The following is a 17,961-nucleotide window of genomic DNA, read 5'->3' as shown; positions in this document are numbered from 1 at the left end:
TTCATCCGCGGTCTTGCTCAGCCGCCCGTTTCGTCGGCATTCTCGATCGGGCCGGTCTCCTCGACACGATACCTGGAACGCTCCCGCGTCAGGTCCAGCGGCTTGCGGCGGGAGATCCGGTAGACGGAAGCGGGCGGCAGGTTGCGTACGGTATGGCCGACATGGACGGCCTTCAGGCCGAGCCGGTCGAGGATCGGGCGCGGCACCGGGCAGCGCGGGCCGTAGGTGAACTGGTAGAATGAACCGCCGGGGCGGATATAGGTAAAGGCGCCGCCGAGGATCGCGGTAATCTTGCGCGGGGACATGGAAAGCAGCGGCAGGCCGCTGACCACCGCGCCGACGGGATCGCCCTCGAAAATATCCTCGTGCGCCAGCTTGGCTGCATCCATCTGCAGAACCCGCGCTTCCGGAAACCGCCGCTGCAGACCCGGCACGAATTCCGGTCCGTATTCGATCAGCGTCAGATCCGATTGCGCGACGCCGCGGGCAAGCAGCGCGCGGGTGAAAACGCCGGTGCCCGGCCCGAGCTCGATGACCGGCCCGTCGATCGGCGCGATTTCCTGGGTCATCAGCCTGGCAAGCGAGTCGCCGGACGGCGCCACCGCCGCCACCCGCAACGGATTGCTGATCCAGGAACGGAAGAAATGCAGGAAATCGGAGAATGCGGCATCTGCTCTCATGGTCAGAGACTCACCGGTTTGAAGATGCGATCGAGTATTGCGCCGACCTTCACAGCCTGAATGGCAATTCCAAGGCATAAAAACCTCCGTTATGAAAAAACAGGCCTTTCGGCGGCAATTTTGTGCGGCGCAGCGTTCGCATACCCTTCATTTAGGAAATATTTGCACCGAGTGCAAGATTATCGTGGAAATTTGCCTAGTCCTTTCAGTCTAGCGGGAAACAGCCGAAACCCTCGCATTTTCTCGGGAACAACCGCCGCTTGTTCCCATTGAGCAAACTGATGCGGGAGTTTGATCATTCAAGGAGGAACTTATGGAAGGGTTGGGTACGGAACCGGGCGAGCAGAAGACCGAACTGCATCGGATGATGGGGCCTGGGCTGCTTCTGCTGTTTATCGTCGGGGATATTCTCGGCACGGGCATCTACGCCCTCACCGGCCAGGTCGCCGCCCAGGTCGGCGGTGTTGTCTGGCTGCCCTTCCTCATCGCCTTCGTCGTCGCCCTCCTCACCGCTTTCAGTTATCTCGAGCTGGTCACCAAATATCCTCGCGCCGCCGGCGCCGCCCTTTATACCCACAAGGCCTTCGGCATCCATTTCGTCACCTTCCTGGTGGCCTTCGCGGTGATGTCCTCCGGCATCACCTCCGCCGCAACCGCGTCGCGTGCGTTCGCCTCCAACTTCGCCACCTCGCTCAGCATCGATCTTGGCGCCTGGGGTGTGCCGCTGATCGCCGTCGGGTTCATCGTGCTGGTCGCCGCCATCAATTTCCGCGGGGTCGGAGAAAGCGTCAGGATGAACGTGCTGCTGACCGTCGTCGAACTGACCGGCCTGCTGATCATCATCGGGATCGGCTTCTGGGCGATTGCCGGCGGCCAGGGCGACGTTTCCCGCGCCTGGACGTTTGCGGCGCCGGACAGTGGAGGGGTCTTCTGGCCGGTGATCGCCGCGACCACGCTCGCCTTCTTCGCCATGGTCGGTTTCGAGGACTCGGTCAACATGGCCGAGGAATGCAAGGAGCCAAGCCGGATGTTTCCGAAAGTGCTGCTGACTGGCCTTGGCCTTACAGGCCTCATCTATGTCCTGGTGGCAATTTCGGCGATCACGCTTGTGCCCGCCAGCGAACTCGGCCAGGGCGAGACCCCGCTCTTGAAGGTCGTGCAGGCCGGCGCGCCGGGCTTCCCGATCGGCATATTCGCCGTCATCACCATGTTCGCGGTCGCCAACTCGGCGCTGATCAACATGATGATGGCGAGCCGCCTGATCTACGGCATGGCGCGTGAAGGCGTACTGCCCTCGGTGCTTGGCAAGGTCCATTCCGGCCGCCGCACGCCCTATATCGCGATCGGCTTCACCTCGCTGCTCGCGGTCGGCCTGATCCTGTTCGCCGGTGGCGTCCCGGCGCTCGGCGGCACCACGGCGCTCTTGCTGCTCTGCGTCTTCGCGATCGTCAACGTCACGGTGCTCGTCCTGCGCAAGGACACGGTCGGGCACAAGCATTTCCGCACGCCGACCATCCTGCCGGTGCTGGGCGCCATCTCCTGCGCGTTCCTCGCTGGCCCCTGGACCGGCCGCGATCCGGTCCAGTATCTGATTGCCGCCTGCCTGCTCGGCCTGGGCGTCGTGCTCTGGGTCGCGACGGTCAGCATCATGCGGACGTCGAACCAGCCCGCCTGAGGTTCAGGCCTTGCGACGGACCGAAAGCCGCCCGTCCTCGCCGATATGCGGCACTACGTCGAGATAACCGGGTATTTTCGAATGCCCGGTTTCGATCGCATGGGAATGGGTGGCGGTAATGACCATAACGTCGGCACCCGCTGCCTCGCCCGCCTTTATGCCGGCCATCACATCCTCGAACACCAGAACATCGGCCGGGCTGACGCCGAGGCGTTCCGAGCCGAGAATATAGCCTTGCGGGTTGGGCTTGCCGACGGTGACGTCTTCGGCGGTCACCATGTAGCGCGGCAACGGAATGCCGGCCGCCGCAAGCCGCACCTTGGCGAGCTCGATCGGCGACGACGTGACGATCGCCCACCGCTCGGGAGGCAAAGCCGACAGGAATTCCACCGCGCCCGGGATCGGCACCACGCCTTCGACATCCTCGATCTCGCCGCGCAGGATGCCCTCCGCCTCGATAAGCGGATCGATGCCCGGCAGGTTCAGCGCGCTGATCGTGTCGATGCCGCGTTTGCCATGCATGGTCGGCAGAAATTTCTCGACATCCAGTCCCATCTTCGCCGCCCAGCGGCCCCAGACGCGTTCTGCCGAAGCGAGCGAGTTCAGGATTGTTCCGTCCATATCGAACAGGAAGGCGGCATAGGTCTTTTCGGGAATCGAGATTTCGGCATCGGGAAGGGCCACGGAAAATTCCTTTGTCGTCAGGCTCCGACTCAAAGGGGAAGCGGCCGGAAACGCCGACCTCCGAGTAATGGCTATGATGTCGGAAGGCAATTCTGCGAATGCACATCCGGCCGCCGCCCGTGCTATTTCGTTCGCGAATGCATGAACTGCGAAAGGGCGACGCCCATCGCGATGCCCACGGCGATACCGATGCCGATATTATCGAAAACGGCCGTCCCGAACACCGTACCCAGGCCAACGCCGATGGCTATTCCAGTTGCAATGGTCATGGCCCGACCTTTGCGTCCTCAGATGGCGAGAGTTTGTCGGTCATCCTTGTCTTCCTGCCTCGAAGCGATAGAACTTGGCGACCAAGCCGGACAGGGAGGATGTTTTGGCCGAAATTTCCGTAAGGCATGCCGATCTCGCCGACCGCGGCGTGCTGATCACCGGTGGCGGGTCCGGCATCGGCGCCGCCCTGGTGGAAGGCTTCGCTGTCCAGGGCGCCAAGGTCGCATTCATCGACATTGCCGATCAACCGAGCCGCGAGCTGGTGGAGCGACTCGCCGGGACCGCCCGTCATCCCGTGCTCTATCTGAAGGCCGACCTGCGCAATGTGGCCGATACGAAAGCCGCCGTCGACACGGCTGCGCGGGAGCTCGGCGCGCTGTCGGTGCTGGTCAACAACGCCGGCTGGGACGACCGTCACGAATTCGAGACGGTGACCGAGGAATACTGGGACAACGCCCAGGCCATCAACATCAAGCAGATGTTCTTCGTCTCCCAGGCCGCCGTCCCTCACCTGCGAAAGGAAGGCGGTGGCGCGATCGTCAATTTCTCGTCGATCGCCTACCTGCTCAACATGGGCGGATTGCCCGCCTATGCGACCGCCAAGGCCGGGATCATCGGCCTGACCAAGAGCCTCGCCGGAAAGCTCGGCCCTGAAAACATCCGCGTCAACGCCATCCTTCCCGGCATGATCGTCACCGAACGGCAGAAGAAACTCTGGCTGAACGACGACAGCATCACGGCGATGGTCGAGCGCCAGTCCCTGAAGCGGGTGCTGGTGGCGGAAGACCTTGTGGGGCCCTGCCTGTTCCTTGCTTCAAACGCGTCCGCCGCCATGACGGCCCAGACGGTCGTCATCGACGGCGGTGCGCTCTAGGAGCGGTTTTCGATCCGGACTCACATCAGCGAGCAGACATAAAAATACCGCGCGGGTTCCCGGTGGAAAGAACCCGCGCGGCGCCGGAGGATGACCTTACTCCGCTGGAGAGAGAGCGGGAGCCGCCTCCTCCGTACCGTGCTGCCGCAGAGGACGGCTGCCGGTAAGCAAACGTGCCAGCATGTAGAAGACCGGTGTCATGAAGATGCCGAAGAACGTCACCCCGATCATGCCGGAGAACACCGCGATACCCATGGCGGAGCGCATTTCCGCACCCGCGCCGGTCGACACGACCAGCGGCACGACACCCATGATGAAGGCCATGGAGGTCATCAGGATCGGACGCAGGCGCAGACGGCTCGCCTCGACCGCCGCCTGGAACGGCGTTCGGCCTTCGAACTCCAGTTCCCGGGCGAACTCCACGATCAGGATCGCGTTCTTCGCCGAGAGACCCACAAGCACCACAAGCCCGATCTGGGTGAAGATGTTGTTGTCTCCACCGGTCAGCCAGACGCCGGTCAAGGCGGCAAGCACGCCCATCGGCACGATCATGATGATCGCGATCGGCAGGGTCAGGCTTTCATACTGGGCGGCGAGCACGAGGTAGACGAGCAGCAGCGCCAGCGGGAAGACCACGATGCTGGAATTGCCGGCGAGGATCTGCTGGTAGGTCAGGTCCGTCCATTCGAAGTCGATACCCGCGGGCAGCGTCTCGTCGAGGATCTTCGTAATCGCAGCCTCAGCCTGGCCGGACGAGAAGCCCGGAGCCGGAGCGCCGTTGATATCGGAGGACAGGAAACCGTTGTAGCGGGTCGCCCGTTCCGGACCGGTCTGAGCATCCACTTTCAGCAGAGCCGAGAGCGGGATCATCTGACCGGACTGCGAACGGACCTTCAACTGACCGATGTCTTCAGGCTTGGCGCGGAACTTGGCGTCCGCCTGCACCCGGACGCTGTAGGTGCGGCCGAAGGCGTTGAAGTCGTTCACATAGAGCGAGCCGAGATAGATCTGCAGCGTTTCGAAGACGTCGGTCACCGACACGCCAAGCTGTTCGGCCTTGGCGCGGTCGAGATCGGCATAGAGCTGCGGCACGTTGATCTGGAAGCTCGAGAAGATGCCGGCAAGTTCAGGCGTCTGATAGGCCTTGGCGATGACCGCCTTGGTGGCCTCGTCAAGCGCCTGATTACCGAGGCCTGCACGGTCCTCGATCTGCAGCTTGAACCCGCCCGTCGTACCGAGGCCGTTGACCGGCGGCGGCGGGAACATGGCGATATAGGCGTCCTGGATGGCGCCGAACTTCTGGTTCAGCTGCATGGCAATCGCACCGCCAGAAAGCTCCGGCGTCTTGCGGTTTTCGAAGTCGTCGAGAACCGCGAAGACGATGCCGGCATTCGAGCCGATCGTGAAACCGTTGATCGACAGGCCCGGGAAAGCGATGGCGTGTTCGACGCCAGGCTGTGCCAGGGTGATATCGCTCATCCGCTTGATCACGTCTTCGGTGCGGTCCAACGTGGCGCCGTCCGGAAGCTGGGCAAAGCCGATCAGATACTGCTTGTCCTGTGCCGGCACGAAGCCGCCCGGTACCGCATTGAACATGCTGTAGGTCGCACCGACGAGAGCCAGATAGATGATCATCACCAGGCTCTTGCGCGAGAGCAACCCGCCGACCGTGCGGCCGTAGCCGTTGGAAGCCGCACCGAAGACGCGGTTGAAGCCGCGGAAGAACCAGCCGAAGATCGCATCCATGAACCGGGTCAGCCAATCCTTCTTGGCGTGATGGTCCTTGAGCAGCAAGGCAGCAAGTGCCGGCGACAGCGTCAGCGAGTTGATCGCCGAGATGACGGTCGAAATCGCGATCGTCAGCGCGAACTGCCGGTAGAACTGCCCGGAAAGCCCGCTGATGAAGGCGAGCGGCACGAAGACCGCGACCAGAACCAGCGCGATCGCGATAATCGGACCGGAGACTTCCTTCATCGCCTTGTAGGTCGCATCACGCGGACTTAAGCCGCCCTCGATATTGCGCTCGACATTTTCCACCACGACGATCGCATCGTCGACGACGATACCGATCGCCAGCACGAGGCCGAACAATGTCAGCGCGTTGATCGAGAAGCCGAAAGCATACATGATCCCGAACGTGCCGATGATCGAGACGGGAACGGCGATCAGCGGAATGATCGAGGCACGCCAGGTCTGCAGGAAGATGATGACCACGAGCACGACGAGCGCGATGGCTTCGAGCAGCGTATCGATGACCTTCTCGATCGATGCGCGCACGAATTTGGTCGTATCGTAGACGATCTCGTATTTCACGCCCTGCGGCATCGCCAGCTGCAGCTGGTCCATGGTCGCCTTGACGTTGTCGGCGATCTCGATCGCGTTCGAACCCGGCGCCTGGAGAACCGCGACGGCAACGGCCGGACGACCGTCGAGCAGCGAGCGCAGCGTATAATCAGCAGCACCAAGCTCAATGCGGGCGACATCCCGCAACCGGGTGATTTCACCGTTCTGACCGCTCTTCACGATGATGTTGCCGAACTCTTCCGGGGTGCGCAGGCGCCCCTGGGCATTGACGTTGAGCTGCAGGTCGACGCCCTGAGGGTTCGGCGAGGCACCGATAATGCCCGCCGCCGCCTGGACGTTCTGGCTGCGGATGGCATTCGAGATATCGCTTGCGGCCAACGAATGCTCGGCAGCCTTCTGCGGATCGATCCACACGCGCATCGAATAGTCGCCGGCGCCGAACACCTGAACCTGGCCGACGCCCTGGATGCGGTTCAGCCGGTCCTTGACGTTGAGCGTTGCATAGTTGCGCAGGTAGGTAATGTCGTATCGGTCGGAGACGAGGTTGACCACCATGATGAAGTCCGGCGAGCTCTTGACGGTCGTCAGACCGATCGAACGCACTTCTGCCGGCAGGCGCGGTTCGGCCTGGCTCACGCGGTTCTGAACGAGCTGCTGCGCCTTGTCCGGGTCGGTCCCGAGCTTGAAGGTGACGGTCAGCGTCATTACGCCGTCGGAGGTCGCCTGGCTGGACATGTAGAGCATGTCCTCGACCCCGTTGATCTGCTCTTCGAGCGGCGTCGCGACCGTTTCGGCGATGACCGTCGGGTTGGCGCCAGGATAGGTGGCACGCACGACAATCGAAGGCGGGACCACATTGGGATATTCGGAAATCGGCAGCGACCGCATGCCGATCAGGCCCGCGACCACGATGAGGATCGACAGCACGGCCGCAAACACCGGCCTGTCGACGAAAAACCTGGAAATATTCATGTCAAAGCCCTCTCTCCGGGGTTGAACAAGAGGCGAAACGGTCCTGGCTCGCGGCCAAAAGGCCGCAAGCTCCACGAACCGGAACTGGATGAGCGTGGGGGGAGACGGCGGACTAGCCGCCGCTCAAGGCATTACTTGTTGGCGACTTTCGCCTCTTCCTCGGGCTGGACGACGGCGCCCGGACGAATCCGCTGCAAGCCGTTGACGACGATCCGGTCGCCCGGATTGAGGCCCTTCTCGACGATCCGCATGCCGTCCACCGCCGTGCCCAGCTCCACCTGCCGGTACGCAACGGTGTTGGCCGCATCGACCACGAAGACGAACTTCTTGTCCTGGTCGGTGCCGACGGCCTTTTCACTGACCATCAGGTGATCCTGCGCCTTCGGCTGGCCCATGCGAACCCGCACGAACTGGCCGGGGATCAGCTTGCCGCCCGGATTGTCGAAGACGGCGCGCACACGGATCGTGCCGCTCGAGGCGTTCACCTCGTTGTCGATCAGCTGCAGCTTGCCGCGGATCGGCGTGCCTCCAGCCGCAATCGTGTTCACCTCGACCGGCACCTGTTCGATTGCAGGCGCGCCGTCGACGACCGGGAGATCGGCGAGCGTCCGGGTCACCAGCTCCTCGCCGGCGTCGAAGCTCGCATAGATCGGATCGGCCGAAACCAGCGTCGTCAGCGGGGCGGACGCGGAACCTGCCGCCACCAGGTTGCCGACGGTGATTTCCAGCTTGCCGGCGCGGCCGGCGATCGGAGCCCGGATCTCGGTATAGTCGAGATTGAGCTGCGCCGTCTTCAGAGCCGCCTTCGCCGACTGGAGGTTGGCGAGTGCTTCGCTCTGGGCGCTCTGGCGCTGGGCAAGATCGCTCTGCGAGATGGTATTCTTCGAAACGAGGTTCTTGCCCCGCTCGAGTTCCGTCGAGGCAAGCTCGACCCTTGCCTGCGCCGACGCCACCTGGCCTTCAGCCTGGGCGACCGCCGCCTGGTAAGGCTCCGGATCGATGCTGACGAGCAGGTCGCCCCGCTTCACCAGCCCGCCTTCGCGGAAATGCACCGACTGGATGGTGCCGGCAACCCGCGGACGGATCTGGACGCGATCGACCGCCTCCAGCCGCCCGGAGAATTCCTGCCAGGTGGAAACATTGCGCGGCTCGACGGTGGCGACCGTCACGGGGACGGCCGGAGCGGCAGCCGCTGCCGTCGCAGGCGCGGCCTGGGCGCCCTGCGGCAGATCGAGATAGACCGAGGCGCCCGCGATCAGCGCAGCCGTGCTCAGTCCAGTGCCCCACAGGGCCCAGCTTTTGATCTTCGATGTCATCTGTAGTCTCCTTACGGCCTCGGGAGTTGGCCGTTATTTACCTTCAAATATGCTATGCTTCGTACTTAATTCCTGGACAAAACCGGCGAATTCGGTGCTGAGCGCCTTCATCCACTGGCCGTCGCCTTCTCTGTAAATGCCCGTCCAGCCGCAGCTGGCCGGGAAAATCTTCTGCCTGACCGAAACGCCGGCTTCGCTCAGACGAGTCGCATAAGCGAGCGTTTCGTCGCGCAGCGGATCGTCCTCCGATGTCACGACGAGTGCCGGTGCGACGCCCGAAAGCCGCGAACAGAGACAGGGAGCAGCGTAAGGATGCTGGAACCCGCAATGGGAGCCGAGATAATGACTCCAGCCCTCCGCCCAGCGCTCGCCCATGCCGATCGCATCCGCCTTGCGGAAGGATTGCGTCGTCATCATCGGGTCGATCATCGGCGACAGCAGGATTTGCCCGCTCAATTCGCCCGGCATCAGGTCGCGCGCCTTCAGCGCCACGCCGGCCGCGACATTGCCGCCCGCCTCGTCGCCCGCAACGAAAAGCTGCGATTTGGCGCTGCCAAACTGCTTGCGCCGTCCCGCCAGGCATTGCAGCGCCGAAAAAGCGCATTCCATCGCCTGGGGAAACATGTTCTGCGAAACGCTGCTATAATCGGCTTCGAGCACCACGGCGCCGGCTTCCGCCAGCGCTTTGGCGACCGGCCGTTCGTTTTCGTCGCGCCGTTCGTCGAGAAAGGCCCCGCCCCGCAGGTAAAGCACCAGCGGCGGAACCTTGGCTCTGGCAGGTCCTTCATAGACGCGCATCGGGACAGCCGGCCCGGCCGACTTGTCAAACGCGATATTTTCCCACTGCGCCATCATTGAAAAACCCTCGGCCAAACCCCTAGTAAAAACGGGGTGCTTGCCGTCAATCTTGAACCTGATATTATTATTCGGGTGAAATCACACAAGCTAACGGCATTCGACAACACTATTCCATTTTTCGGAACAATGTTGCGGCGCAGCAGGAATCAAGACAATGGATCAGCTTTCGGCAATGCGCGTATTCGTTCGCGTCGTGGAAACCGGCAATTTCACCCGGGCCGCGGCCACCCTCAACATGCCCAAAACGACGGTTACCAATCTCGTCCAGAGCCTCGAAGCCCATCTGCGCACGACGCTGCTCAACCGCACCACCCGCAAGGTCATGGTGACGACCGACGGGGCGCTCTATTACGAGCGGGCCATGCAGCTCCTCTCCGAAATCGACGAACTCGACGGCAGTATGTCGAATTCGCAGGCCCAGCCGTCCGGGCGGTTGCGCGTGGAAATGGCAGGCGCCTTTGCCGACCTGCTGGTCATTCCGAACTTATGCGATTTCCACAAGCGCTATCCGCAGATCAGGCTCGACATCGGCGTCGGCGACCGGCTGGTCGATTACATTGCTGAAAACGTCGATTGCGCCTTGCGCGGCGGCACTCCGACGGACCAGTCGCTGATCGCCCGTAAGGTCGGTGAAATCGGCATGAATGCCTATGCCGCACCGCTCTATGTCCGCAATTTCGGCTCCCCCGAGCGCCCGAAGGACCTCGAGGAAGAGCATTTCTGCGTCGGCTACCTGAACGCCCAATCGGGCCGCGTCATGCCGATGACCTTCCGCCGTGAGGACGAGGAGATCGAGATCCAGCCGCGATATGTGGTGTCGGTCAACGACAGCCGGACCTATGTCAACGCCGCGATTTCCGGCATGGGCGTCATCCAGTCGCCGCGTTTCATCGTGAAGGACAAAGTGGAAAAAGGCGAACTGGTCGAAGTTCTCTCCGACTGGCATTGCGAATCGCTGCCCCTCTACATCGTCTATCCGCAGACCCGCCACCTCTCCAACAAGGTGCGGGTCTTCGTCGATTGGCTCGCAAAGCTCGTCCAGAACCTCAAGGTCGAGGAAAGCCGCGAGCAGATGCGCAAGGCGAGCTAGGCCAGCTTCTCCCTCGGCCATCAGCAAGGCGCCGAGCGCATCGATGTCGGGCCTCCCACGGTGCGGGGCGTTGATGCCCCGACGAAGCGTCGTCCGAACGGGAACAGGCCCCGCATCCCCAATCGGTCAAGAAATCATGCCGCCCGCGAAGGAATTTATGCCTCGGTTCGCGTCGGGGTGATAAAGCGGTCGGATGTTTGTTCGATGATTGGAATAAAGACCGCATGACGCGTTGGGGACATGTCACGATCGCCGTTCTGGGCGGCATCGCCGCAGCTCTGCATATCGGCAAGGTGCCGCCCGCCATTCCCATGCTGCGTTCCGAACTCGGCATCGATCTGGTGGCCGCCGGCTGGCTGATGGGCCTGGTCAGCGCGCTGGGCGCGGCCGGTGGCATCCTGATCGGCCGCTTCACCGATTACCTGACGCACCGGCGCGCAATGATCCTCGGCCTCGCGCTGCTGATCGCCGGCAGCCTGATCGGCGCCCTCACCCATTCGCAGACGGTGATCTTCGCCAGCCGCGCGCTTGAAAGCGTCGGCCTCATCATGGTGTCGGTCGCGGCCCCCGGCCTGATCGCCGCCTCGGTCGAGCCGCGCGACATGGGCCTCGCCTTCGCGTTCTGGGGAATCTGGGTGCCGGTCGGCGTGTCGATGATGATGATGATCTCGCCGTTCCTGCTGCCGAGCTTCGGCTGGCAGGGCTCGTGGATCTTTGCCGCGCTGCTCAGCATCGTCCCGATGATCGCGCTGCTGGTGATGCGCGTTCCGGAACAGCAGGGCACCGGACATCCGGCGACGTCGCTGCTGACGGCCGTCAAGCTCACCGCGTCCCGGCCGGTATCGTGGATACTCTCGGGCATTTTTGCAGTCTATAGCGCAAGCTTCATGTCCGTCTTCGGGTTCCTTCCGACGCTGCTGATCGAGGAAATGGGCATCGGCCTGACGGCCGCGTCGATCCTGACCGCGCTCGCGGTGCTGGCCAACGGGGTCGGTAACCTGATCGGCGGCGTCTTCGCCCGCTGGGGCGCCCCGCGCTGGGTGCTGATCGGCGGCCCCTGCGTGATGCTGAGCCTCACGGCCTTCATCGTCTTCGGGCACAGCTTTCCGCTGTGGATGCGCTACGGTGCGTCCGTGCTCTATGCGGTGTCGGGCGGCGTCCTGCCGGCAACCATCATGGGGTCGCTGCCCGTCTACGCCCCGCGCCGCGATCTCGTCGGCACCTTCTCGGGCTTCGTCATGCAGGGCTCCAATATCGGCCAGGTCTTCGGGCCGATGCTGCTCGCCTCGATCGTCGCAGCTTCGGGCTGGCACGGGGCCCCTTTCTACATTGCCGCGGCCACCGGGCTCGGCCTCGTTCTGGCGCTCTATCTGCGCCAGATCGAACGGCGCATCGCCGCCGCCCCGCACGAGACCGCCCGGCCTGCCTGAAACGCCGTCTGGAAGATCGAGAGGTCCGGATTTGCGGGACTGGCATGCATCGCGAATTCGGATAGTCTGCCCTTGATCGAACCGGGGAGCCAGATCATGAGGCATCACGTCGCCGCGTCTTCCAAAACCTGCGCCTGGGGTTATTTCGACGCCGCCCTCGAACCGGTGCTGACCATCGATAGCGGTGACACGGTGGTGATCGATTCCGTTTCCGGCCCCGCGGAAGTCCTGCCCAAGGAAGGCTTCACCATCCTTCCCGAACATCTCGAAATTCATGCGAACTGCCGGCCGATCATGCAGGGTCATATCCTCACCGGACCGGTGGCCGTGCGCGGCGCCAAGCCGGGCCAGGTGCTCGAGGTGAAGATCCTCGATGTCGAGCTGCGCCAGGACTGGGGCTACAACGTCATCCGTCCGCTGGCCGGCACCCTTCCCTACGATTTCGAGACATCGCGGATGATCACCATCCCGCTCGACAAGCAGAAGAATATCGGCCGCCTGCCATGGGGGCTCGAGCTGCCCCTCGCCCCGTTCTTCGGCGTCATGGGCGTCGCTCCGCCGCCGAACTGGGGCCGCATCACCTCGATCATGCCGCGCGCGCATGCCGGCAATATCGACAACAAGGAACTGGTCGCCGGCACAATCCTCTACCTGCCGATCTTCAACGAGGGTGCCCTGTTTTCCTGCGGCGATGGCCACGGCGCCCAGGGTGACGGCGAGGTCTGCATCACCGCCATCGAAACGGCGCTGCGCGGCACCTTCCAGCTCACTGTGCGCGGAGACCTCGATTTCACCTACCCCCGCGCCGAAACGCCGACCCATTACATCACCATGGGCATGGATCCCGACCTCGACCAATGCGCCGTGGTGGCGCTGCGCGACATGATCGTGCTTCTCGGCGAAAAGGGCGGCCTGTCGCGCGAGGACGCCTATACGCTCTGCAGCCTCGCCGGCGACCTGCGCATCACCCAGACCGTCAACGGCTGCAAGGGCGTCCATATGATGATCGCCAAAACCTTGGTCGACCGCGCCGCCTGAAGCTTCAGGTCAGCCGAAAGGCGACTGGCATTGGCGGCGCGGGCCGCCGGCAAAGGGCTGATAGCTGTTGTCTTCTGGCTGATAAGACCGATAACGGGCGAAACACCATTCCTCATGGGATCCGGCCGGCGCGCCGGTGTCGATCACCTGCGACTGGGCATAACCCGACGCTCCGTCACGGGCTCGTTGATCGGCGCGGGCGGCGGGTGTCTCCGGCAGCGGCTGCAATTCATCCTGCATTGGCAGCGATTGCGGCTGGCTGGGCATCGGCGCGGCGGAAGCCGAGACCGTTGAAACACCCGGTGCCTGGCATTGCCGGCGGGGGCCGCCGCTGAGCGGCTGGTAACTGTTGTCCTCCACGCGGTAGGACTTGTAGCGCGCGGCACACCAGTCAGCCTGCGCAGGATCGGCCAGGGCTTTCCGCTGCTCCTGCGGCTGCGACACGCCGTCCGAGTGCTGCGGATTAATGGATGCTGTCACGGTATGATCGACAGCCGCGGCCGGTTGCGGGACGGCCGCCCCCGTCTGTCCCTCGGCCGCCACCGTCACGGCAGGGCTCGCCGGGGGCAGGCGTTGATAGTCCTGTTTCACGGTATCGACGGCCTTCGGCTGCGACGTCCAAAGATCGGGCGTGTCCATATGGGCGAATTTGTGGGGCTCGGGTTCCGCAATCACGTTGGCGGTGATGATCACACCGCTCAAAAATACCAGCACGAGCAGGACAAGGCTTCCCAAGAGCAAAAGGATTGGCTTCACGACCGCGCTCCCATTTCCGTTTTGCAGTCCAAATGCCGAATCAGGCACGGGAGTTCCCGTCAAAGAACCAAAAGAAACAGGACTGGAGATCACGGATGATGACAGGGCGACATGCGCCCGTCTTCAGCCAACTCTTCGAAAGAGGAGATGGTGGGTGATGTAGGGCTCGAACCTACGACCCGCTGATTAAGAGGCCCATCGTATCGAATGGGTAATCAGCACGATAGCGGGAGCGGCTATGTAAAATGAAGCCGCATACAGCCCAACATTTCCAGCATCGTCAAGAGTGAACTGTAAAATGAAATCCACCGAAATCGGAGCCTGTGGATAATCGGCTCTGGCGCACTATCATCCCCTTATGGTCGACATCCCTCCCCCAACGGTCGCGGCCGGCGACGAGAACCGGCACCTGCTCTGCCAGATGGCGATCGAGATCCCGTTGCAGGACGTTATCCAATCGGCCGTGAATGCTGGGTGGAACGAGGTCGAGGTGCTGACGGCGATCATCGAAGTTGCCGACAATCTGGTTTTGGCGCACGGCGCAAACGCCGAGGTGGATGCTCTGATAAAGGCGCTGCGCCGAAACCTCGACTGACTGGAACGATTCGGCCGGCGGGCGATTGAATCCTCCATCGGAGGTATAGCGTCATGGATCCGAAGCGTTGGAGCAAACCCGTCACCTTTGAGGAAGACACCAGGGGCGGATACCGTACTATCACCAGCACGGGCGAAGCGGCTCGCGTTCTCCTCACCAAATGGCCGATCGCCAAGGGCAGGCAATATCGACGGGCGCGCCAGGTGTGCCTTGATGTGCTCGAAGGCAAGAAGCCGCCATCGGAGGCGCGGCGTGCGTTTCTGGATGCGGCCCGGGAAGCTGACGTGTTCGTGCGGGACCAGTAAAGCTGATCGAGGCTCGGATGAATCTTTTCTTTCGCTAATTGACTCATCCTCGAACGAGAACATAATTAGAACATCGGAGCCGCGAGGCGGCGGCGCTCCACCTGAAAATCAGACGTATGCAACGCGCTTCGGCGCGAAGGAGAAGCCATGTCCAAAGAGTTTGTGCCGGCACCACCAGATGATCCCATGTGGAATACATCCTACTCCGTCGGAATGTTGGAAGCGACCGAAGAGCCCAGCAAAGAGATCACCGCGGCCATCGCCGAACATCCGGCGGCAGATAGGTTCGTTTTCTACCGTGGCGGCATCATGGGCTTTCAAGGCTATACCGACTGGCCGACCGCATCCTGGATCGAAGTCGCGCACGACATGGAAACGGGAGATTACCGCATCCTTTGGAAGAGCGGCATAAAGGACACATTGGAAATCCCCGCGGCGGCGCTGACCGAGTGGGGGAATGCGAAGGATGCTCAGACGGCGCTCGATCGGCTCTATGAGGATATGGAAAAGAGCGGCCGCCCGATGATTGGGGTGTGCTCCGTCGAACGCATCCAGGAAGCAGACGGACGATGGAGAGAGCGGCCGAAGGTGTTCGGCTTCGAGTTCGGAGACCTCCCATGACTGCGCTGCCTAAGCCGGAGCCGGATGAAATCCGTTGGGCGGTCGAGGCGGAAATTGCCTGGCATGATGGGGACATGAAGGCTGCAATCGCCGATCTGATCAAGGATCGCCAGTTTCTGCGCATGCAGTTGGAGATTGCGGAGTTCGCCGGCAGCCGTGGCTTCGCCCGTGGATGGCGGCCGACTTATGAGCGCTGAACCGTGCCGGACGTGGAGTGGAAGGGATCGGCGCACCCTTATCGGGAAAATCAGATCCCAAAGCTGACGGATGCGGAGACTTTAGGGCAGTTCGTCAAGGTCACTTGCACCTGGTGCAGTCCGAAGATTACCCGCTACTACCGCCCCATGGATATCTACAAGATCGTGGGGCAGCAGCACGTCTTGAAGCTTCAGCGACGGTTTCGCTGCGAGAAGTGCGGTAGGAAAGACTATATGGAAGTCGCCTTCAAGACGGTCATGGGAGAGGAAATCAAAGGTCTCGTGATCCGAGAACTGGTTGAAATCCGAATGGTGAAGCGGCCAATATGGCGAGACAAAAAGCTATAGTGGAGCAACTATGTGTAATCTCTACAACGTGACTACGAGCCGCGACGCGGTGTTGCAGTTCACAAAGGCGTTTCGAGACAAGGCCGGCTGGAACCAGCCTTCGCTTGACGTCTATCCCGGCTATCAGGCGCCGGTCGTCCGTGTCGGCGATGATGGGCAGCGGGAGATTGCGAGTCTCACCTGGGGAATGCCGTCGCCGCCGGCCTTCGTGAAAAACTATGACCCGGGCGTTACGAACATTCGGAATGTCGGTTCTCCGCACTGGCGGCGATGGCTTGGCCCGACCAGCCGATGCGTGGTTCCGTTCACATCCTTTGCCGAGCCGGATCCTGCCAAAAAGGCAGCCGGCGGCCGAGTGCCGAACGCTTGGTTTGCCGGTAGTGAGGAACGCCCACTTATGTTCTTCGCCGGCTTCTGGACGCCATGGCGCGGTATTCGCAAGGTTCGCGACGGCGAGCGCGAATATGAGCTGTTCGGCTTCCTGACCACCTCGCCGAACGAAATTGTCTCGCCGATCCATCAGAAGGCAATGCCGGCGATCCTGACGACGCCGGAAGAAGTTGACCTGTGGCTCACAGCACCGTGGGAAGAAGCCAAGCACCTGCAACGGCCGCTACCGGGCAACATGCTGGTGATCGTGGAGCCGCCGGCAAAACCGATTGAAGAGGAGCCCCCGCTGCTATGAGCGACGAAAGAACTGGCATCCATCCCGCCGCGCCGGTGCATTTCGAGCACTGGTGCGAGTACCCCGGCTGCAGCCAGTGGGGCGGGTTCGGCTTCGAGCGGGACAAGACGAAGACAGATTGGTTCTGCATGGAGCATCGGCCGGAGACATACCGCGGAATGCAGGTCCGGCGAGACGCCGCATGAAGGACGACCGGCCGCTTGACCACGAAGACTTCGACGAGCCCGAGCGGAAGAACCCGTTCTGGTTCATCATCGCCGGAGGCATCGTCGTGCTGGCCACGGGCGGCGCTCTGTGGTCGAGCATGCGAATGCTGGGGATCGTGTAGGCCTGAACGCAGAAAAAGCCCCGCAGCCGGTTAAGGCTACGGGGCTGGAGGTCCGCCATCGAATGTGCGGATGGAATGTATCACATGAAGGTCGGAAGGCCTAGCTTGCCGGCTGGGAGAGCCGCTGGCGCTCAATCCGGTCTATGCGCTCCCTGAGATCAAGGAGAATGTCTCTGGCGCCGTAGACGTTCCCTTGGGCCTGTTTCACCTCGTCTATCTGGCGCTGCATATCCGTCTTTTGCTGATCGTAGCTATTGAAGACCCGATCCAACTCCTTGCGCGGCACCTGGTCTTCGCGGATCTCCTTGATCGCCAGCTCGGTCCTCTGGCGGTCTTCGGCGCCTCGGGCCGTGCGCCATTCCATTTCCTTCTGGGTGACCATTTTTTCGGTGATCACCATAACGGCTCCCTTCAAATCTGTCGTGGCCGTCTGGATCGGCCAATAGGCAAGCCCTCCAAGGGCTATGCAGAAAGTGAGCGCAACGCCGAGCGCCTGCCATTGAGGTTTATTCCGCTCGGCAAGGTTGGTGGAAAGCGCGGCGACCGAGGTCCGCATCTCGCTCGCCAGCGTAGTCATGCCGTTTTCCATGGCCTTGAAGCCGGCGCGCATTTCCGCCTCAAGGTCCGTCTGCCGGCGCCCAAGATTGGTGACGCGCTCCCCGAGTTGGGCTGTTACGGCATCAGTATATACGCGGTGATCGGTTCCATTCGCCATATCATCGTTCCCTGCCATCGGTCCCCGTGCCCTTTTCAATGCGAATGCAATATTTGATGCTTCATCCATTCGGTGCTGATCGCGCTTTCATGTCAGCGCCCCACGCCGCACAGTCCACCGCCTGCCGATCGCGATTGCCAGCGACAACGTCCCAGCGTTTCAGCGTGACGACGCGCGGCTCGTCAGGCTTCGGCCGAACCCGCTCCACTTTCGCCGTGCA

At 62.3% G+C, this 17,961-nt stretch carries 21 protein-coding genes; 13 read left to right on the top strand and 8 right to left on the bottom strand.

What is annotated here, in order from left to right:
* Window positions 1-17 precede the first annotated feature (17 nt).
* Entirely contained in the window at window positions 18-680 is a 663-nt protein-coding gene (locus J2X76_RS18430; RefSeq protein ID WP_113129152.1) for a methyltransferase domain-containing protein, read from the bottom strand.
* Between the two features lie 313 nt (window positions 681-993).
* On the opposite strand from J2X76_RS18430, the gene J2X76_RS18425 reads away from it, so the two are divergent.
* Window positions 994-2,355: an APC family permease gene (locus tag J2X76_RS18425; protein WP_310218727.1), complete on the top strand. Its 1,362-nt coding sequence runs from the start codon at window positions 994-996 to the stop codon at window positions 2,353-2,355.
* A 3-nt stretch (window positions 2,356-2,358) separates the two neighbouring features.
* On the opposite strand, the gene J2X76_RS18420 is transcribed toward J2X76_RS18425, so the two are convergent.
* Window positions 2,359-3,039 (bottom strand): HAD-IA family hydrolase, encoded by a 681-nt coding sequence (locus tag J2X76_RS18420; RefSeq protein ID WP_113129217.1) that lies wholly within the window; start codon window positions 3,037-3,039, stop codon window positions 2,359-2,361.
* Window positions 3,040-3,161: 122 nt separating this feature from the next.
* Entirely contained in the window at window positions 3,162-3,308 is a 147-nt protein-coding gene (locus J2X76_RS18415) for a hypothetical protein (protein ID WP_162732321.1), read from the bottom strand.
* A 104-nt stretch (window positions 3,309-3,412) separates the two neighbouring features.
* Between J2X76_RS18415 and J2X76_RS18410 the strand changes: the two genes are divergently transcribed.
* A complete protein-coding gene (locus J2X76_RS18410; protein ID WP_310218726.1) occupies window positions 3,413-4,183 on the top strand; it encodes an SDR family oxidoreductase in 771 nt (256 codons plus the stop codon).
* Window positions 4,184-4,279: 96 nt separating this feature from the next.
* On the opposite strand, the gene J2X76_RS18405 is transcribed toward J2X76_RS18410, so the two are convergent.
* The 3 genes from J2X76_RS18405 to J2X76_RS18395 all read right to left on the bottom strand — a co-directional run bounded on the left by J2X76_RS18405 (window position 4,280) and on the right by J2X76_RS18395 (window position 9,630).
* Window positions 4,280-7,459 carry an efflux RND transporter permease subunit gene (locus J2X76_RS18405; protein ID WP_113284828.1) on the bottom strand — a complete coding sequence of 1,060 codons (3,180 nt, stop codon included), beginning with the start codon at window positions 7,457-7,459 and terminating at the stop codon, window positions 4,280-4,282.
* A gap of 131 nt (window positions 7,460-7,590) precedes the next feature.
* A complete protein-coding gene (locus J2X76_RS18400; RefSeq protein ID WP_113129148.1) occupies window positions 7,591-8,775 on the bottom strand; it encodes an efflux RND transporter periplasmic adaptor subunit in 1,185 nt (394 codons plus the stop codon).
* 33 nt (window positions 8,776-8,808) lie between these two features.
* A complete protein-coding gene (locus J2X76_RS18395; RefSeq protein WP_310218723.1) occupies window positions 8,809-9,630 on the bottom strand; it encodes an alpha/beta hydrolase in 822 nt (273 codons plus the stop codon).
* Between the two features lie 157 nt (window positions 9,631-9,787).
* Here J2X76_RS18395 and J2X76_RS18390 point away from each other — a divergent pair, with 157 nt between their 5' ends.
* The 3 genes from J2X76_RS18390 (at window position 9,788) to J2X76_RS18380 (ending at window position 13,191) form a co-directional block, all read left to right on the top strand.
* Window positions 9,788-10,723: a LysR family transcriptional regulator gene (locus J2X76_RS18390; protein ID WP_310218721.1), complete on the top strand. Its 936-nt coding sequence runs from the start codon at window positions 9,788-9,790 to the stop codon at window positions 10,721-10,723.
* Window positions 10,724-10,947: 224 nt separating this feature from the next.
* Window positions 10,948-12,153, top strand: a complete 1,206-nt coding sequence (locus J2X76_RS18385) for an MFS transporter (protein WP_310218720.1) — start codon at window positions 10,948-10,950, stop codon at window positions 12,151-12,153.
* Between the two features lie 93 nt (window positions 12,154-12,246).
* The gene (locus J2X76_RS18380; protein WP_310218892.1) at window positions 12,247-13,191 is read left to right on the top strand and encodes an acetamidase/formamidase family protein; all 945 of its coding nucleotides are present in this window, start codon (window positions 12,247-12,249) and stop codon (window positions 13,189-13,191) included.
* A gap of 9 nt (window positions 13,192-13,200) precedes the next feature.
* Here the strand turns inward: J2X76_RS18380 and J2X76_RS18375 are convergent, their stop codons facing one another.
* Complete coding sequence (locus J2X76_RS18375) at window positions 13,201-13,947, bottom strand: BA14K family protein (protein ID WP_310218718.1); 747 nt, start codon at window positions 13,945-13,947, stop codon at window positions 13,201-13,203.
* 358 nt (window positions 13,948-14,305) lie between these two features.
* Here J2X76_RS18375 and J2X76_RS18370 point away from each other — a divergent pair, with 358 nt between their 5' ends.
* The 8 genes from J2X76_RS18370 (at window position 14,306) to J2X76_RS18335 (ending at window position 17,026) form a co-directional block, all read left to right on the top strand.
* On the top strand, window positions 14,306-14,542 hold the full coding sequence (locus J2X76_RS18370; protein ID WP_310218716.1) for a hypothetical protein: 237 nt from the start codon (window positions 14,306-14,308) through the stop codon (window positions 14,540-14,542).
* A 53-nt stretch (window positions 14,543-14,595) separates the two neighbouring features.
* Window positions 14,596-14,847: a DUF982 domain-containing protein gene (locus tag J2X76_RS18365; protein WP_310218714.1), complete on the top strand. Its 252-nt coding sequence runs from the start codon at window positions 14,596-14,598 to the stop codon at window positions 14,845-14,847.
* A 147-nt stretch (window positions 14,848-14,994) separates the two neighbouring features.
* A complete protein-coding gene (locus J2X76_RS18360; protein WP_310218713.1) occupies window positions 14,995-15,468 on the top strand; it encodes a hypothetical protein in 474 nt (157 codons plus the stop codon).
* On the top strand, window positions 15,465-15,665 hold the full coding sequence (locus J2X76_RS18355; protein WP_310218712.1) for a hypothetical protein: 201 nt from the start codon (window positions 15,465-15,467) through the stop codon (window positions 15,663-15,665). The genes J2X76_RS18360 and J2X76_RS18355 overlap by 4 nt, the downstream gene beginning before the upstream one ends.
* A 3-nt stretch (window positions 15,666-15,668) precedes the next feature.
* Complete coding sequence (locus J2X76_RS18350; protein WP_310218711.1) at window positions 15,669-16,013, top strand: hypothetical protein; 345 nt, start codon at window positions 15,669-15,671, stop codon at window positions 16,011-16,013.
* Between the two features lie 10 nt (window positions 16,014-16,023).
* Window positions 16,024-16,698 carry an SOS response-associated peptidase gene (locus J2X76_RS18345; RefSeq protein ID WP_310218710.1) on the top strand — a complete coding sequence of 225 codons (675 nt, stop codon included), beginning with the start codon at window positions 16,024-16,026 and terminating at the stop codon, window positions 16,696-16,698.
* Window positions 16,695-16,883, top strand: coding sequence for a hypothetical protein (locus J2X76_RS18340; RefSeq protein ID WP_310218709.1), 189 nt, complete (start codon window positions 16,695-16,697; stop codon window positions 16,881-16,883). The genes J2X76_RS18345 and J2X76_RS18340 overlap by 4 nt, the downstream gene beginning before the upstream one ends.
* The gene (locus J2X76_RS18335; protein ID WP_310218708.1) at window positions 16,880-17,026 is read left to right on the top strand and encodes a hypothetical protein; all 147 of its coding nucleotides are present in this window, start codon (window positions 16,880-16,882) and stop codon (window positions 17,024-17,026) included. The genes J2X76_RS18340 and J2X76_RS18335 overlap by 4 nt, the downstream gene beginning before the upstream one ends.
* 100 nt (window positions 17,027-17,126) lie before the next feature.
* On the opposite strand, the gene J2X76_RS18330 is transcribed toward J2X76_RS18335, so the two are convergent.
* Window positions 17,127-17,810 (bottom strand): hypothetical protein, encoded by a 684-nt coding sequence (locus J2X76_RS18330; RefSeq protein ID WP_310218706.1) that lies wholly within the window; start codon window positions 17,808-17,810, stop codon window positions 17,127-17,129.
* Between the last annotated feature and the right edge of the window lie 151 nt (window positions 17,811-17,961).

Origin of the sequence: Neorhizobium sp. 2083 (genome assembly GCF_031455615.1) — a bacterium.
GTDB lineage: Bacteria > Pseudomonadota > Alphaproteobacteria > Rhizobiales > Rhizobiaceae > Neorhizobium.
This window is presented reverse-complemented; position numbering and strand designations above follow the sequence as displayed.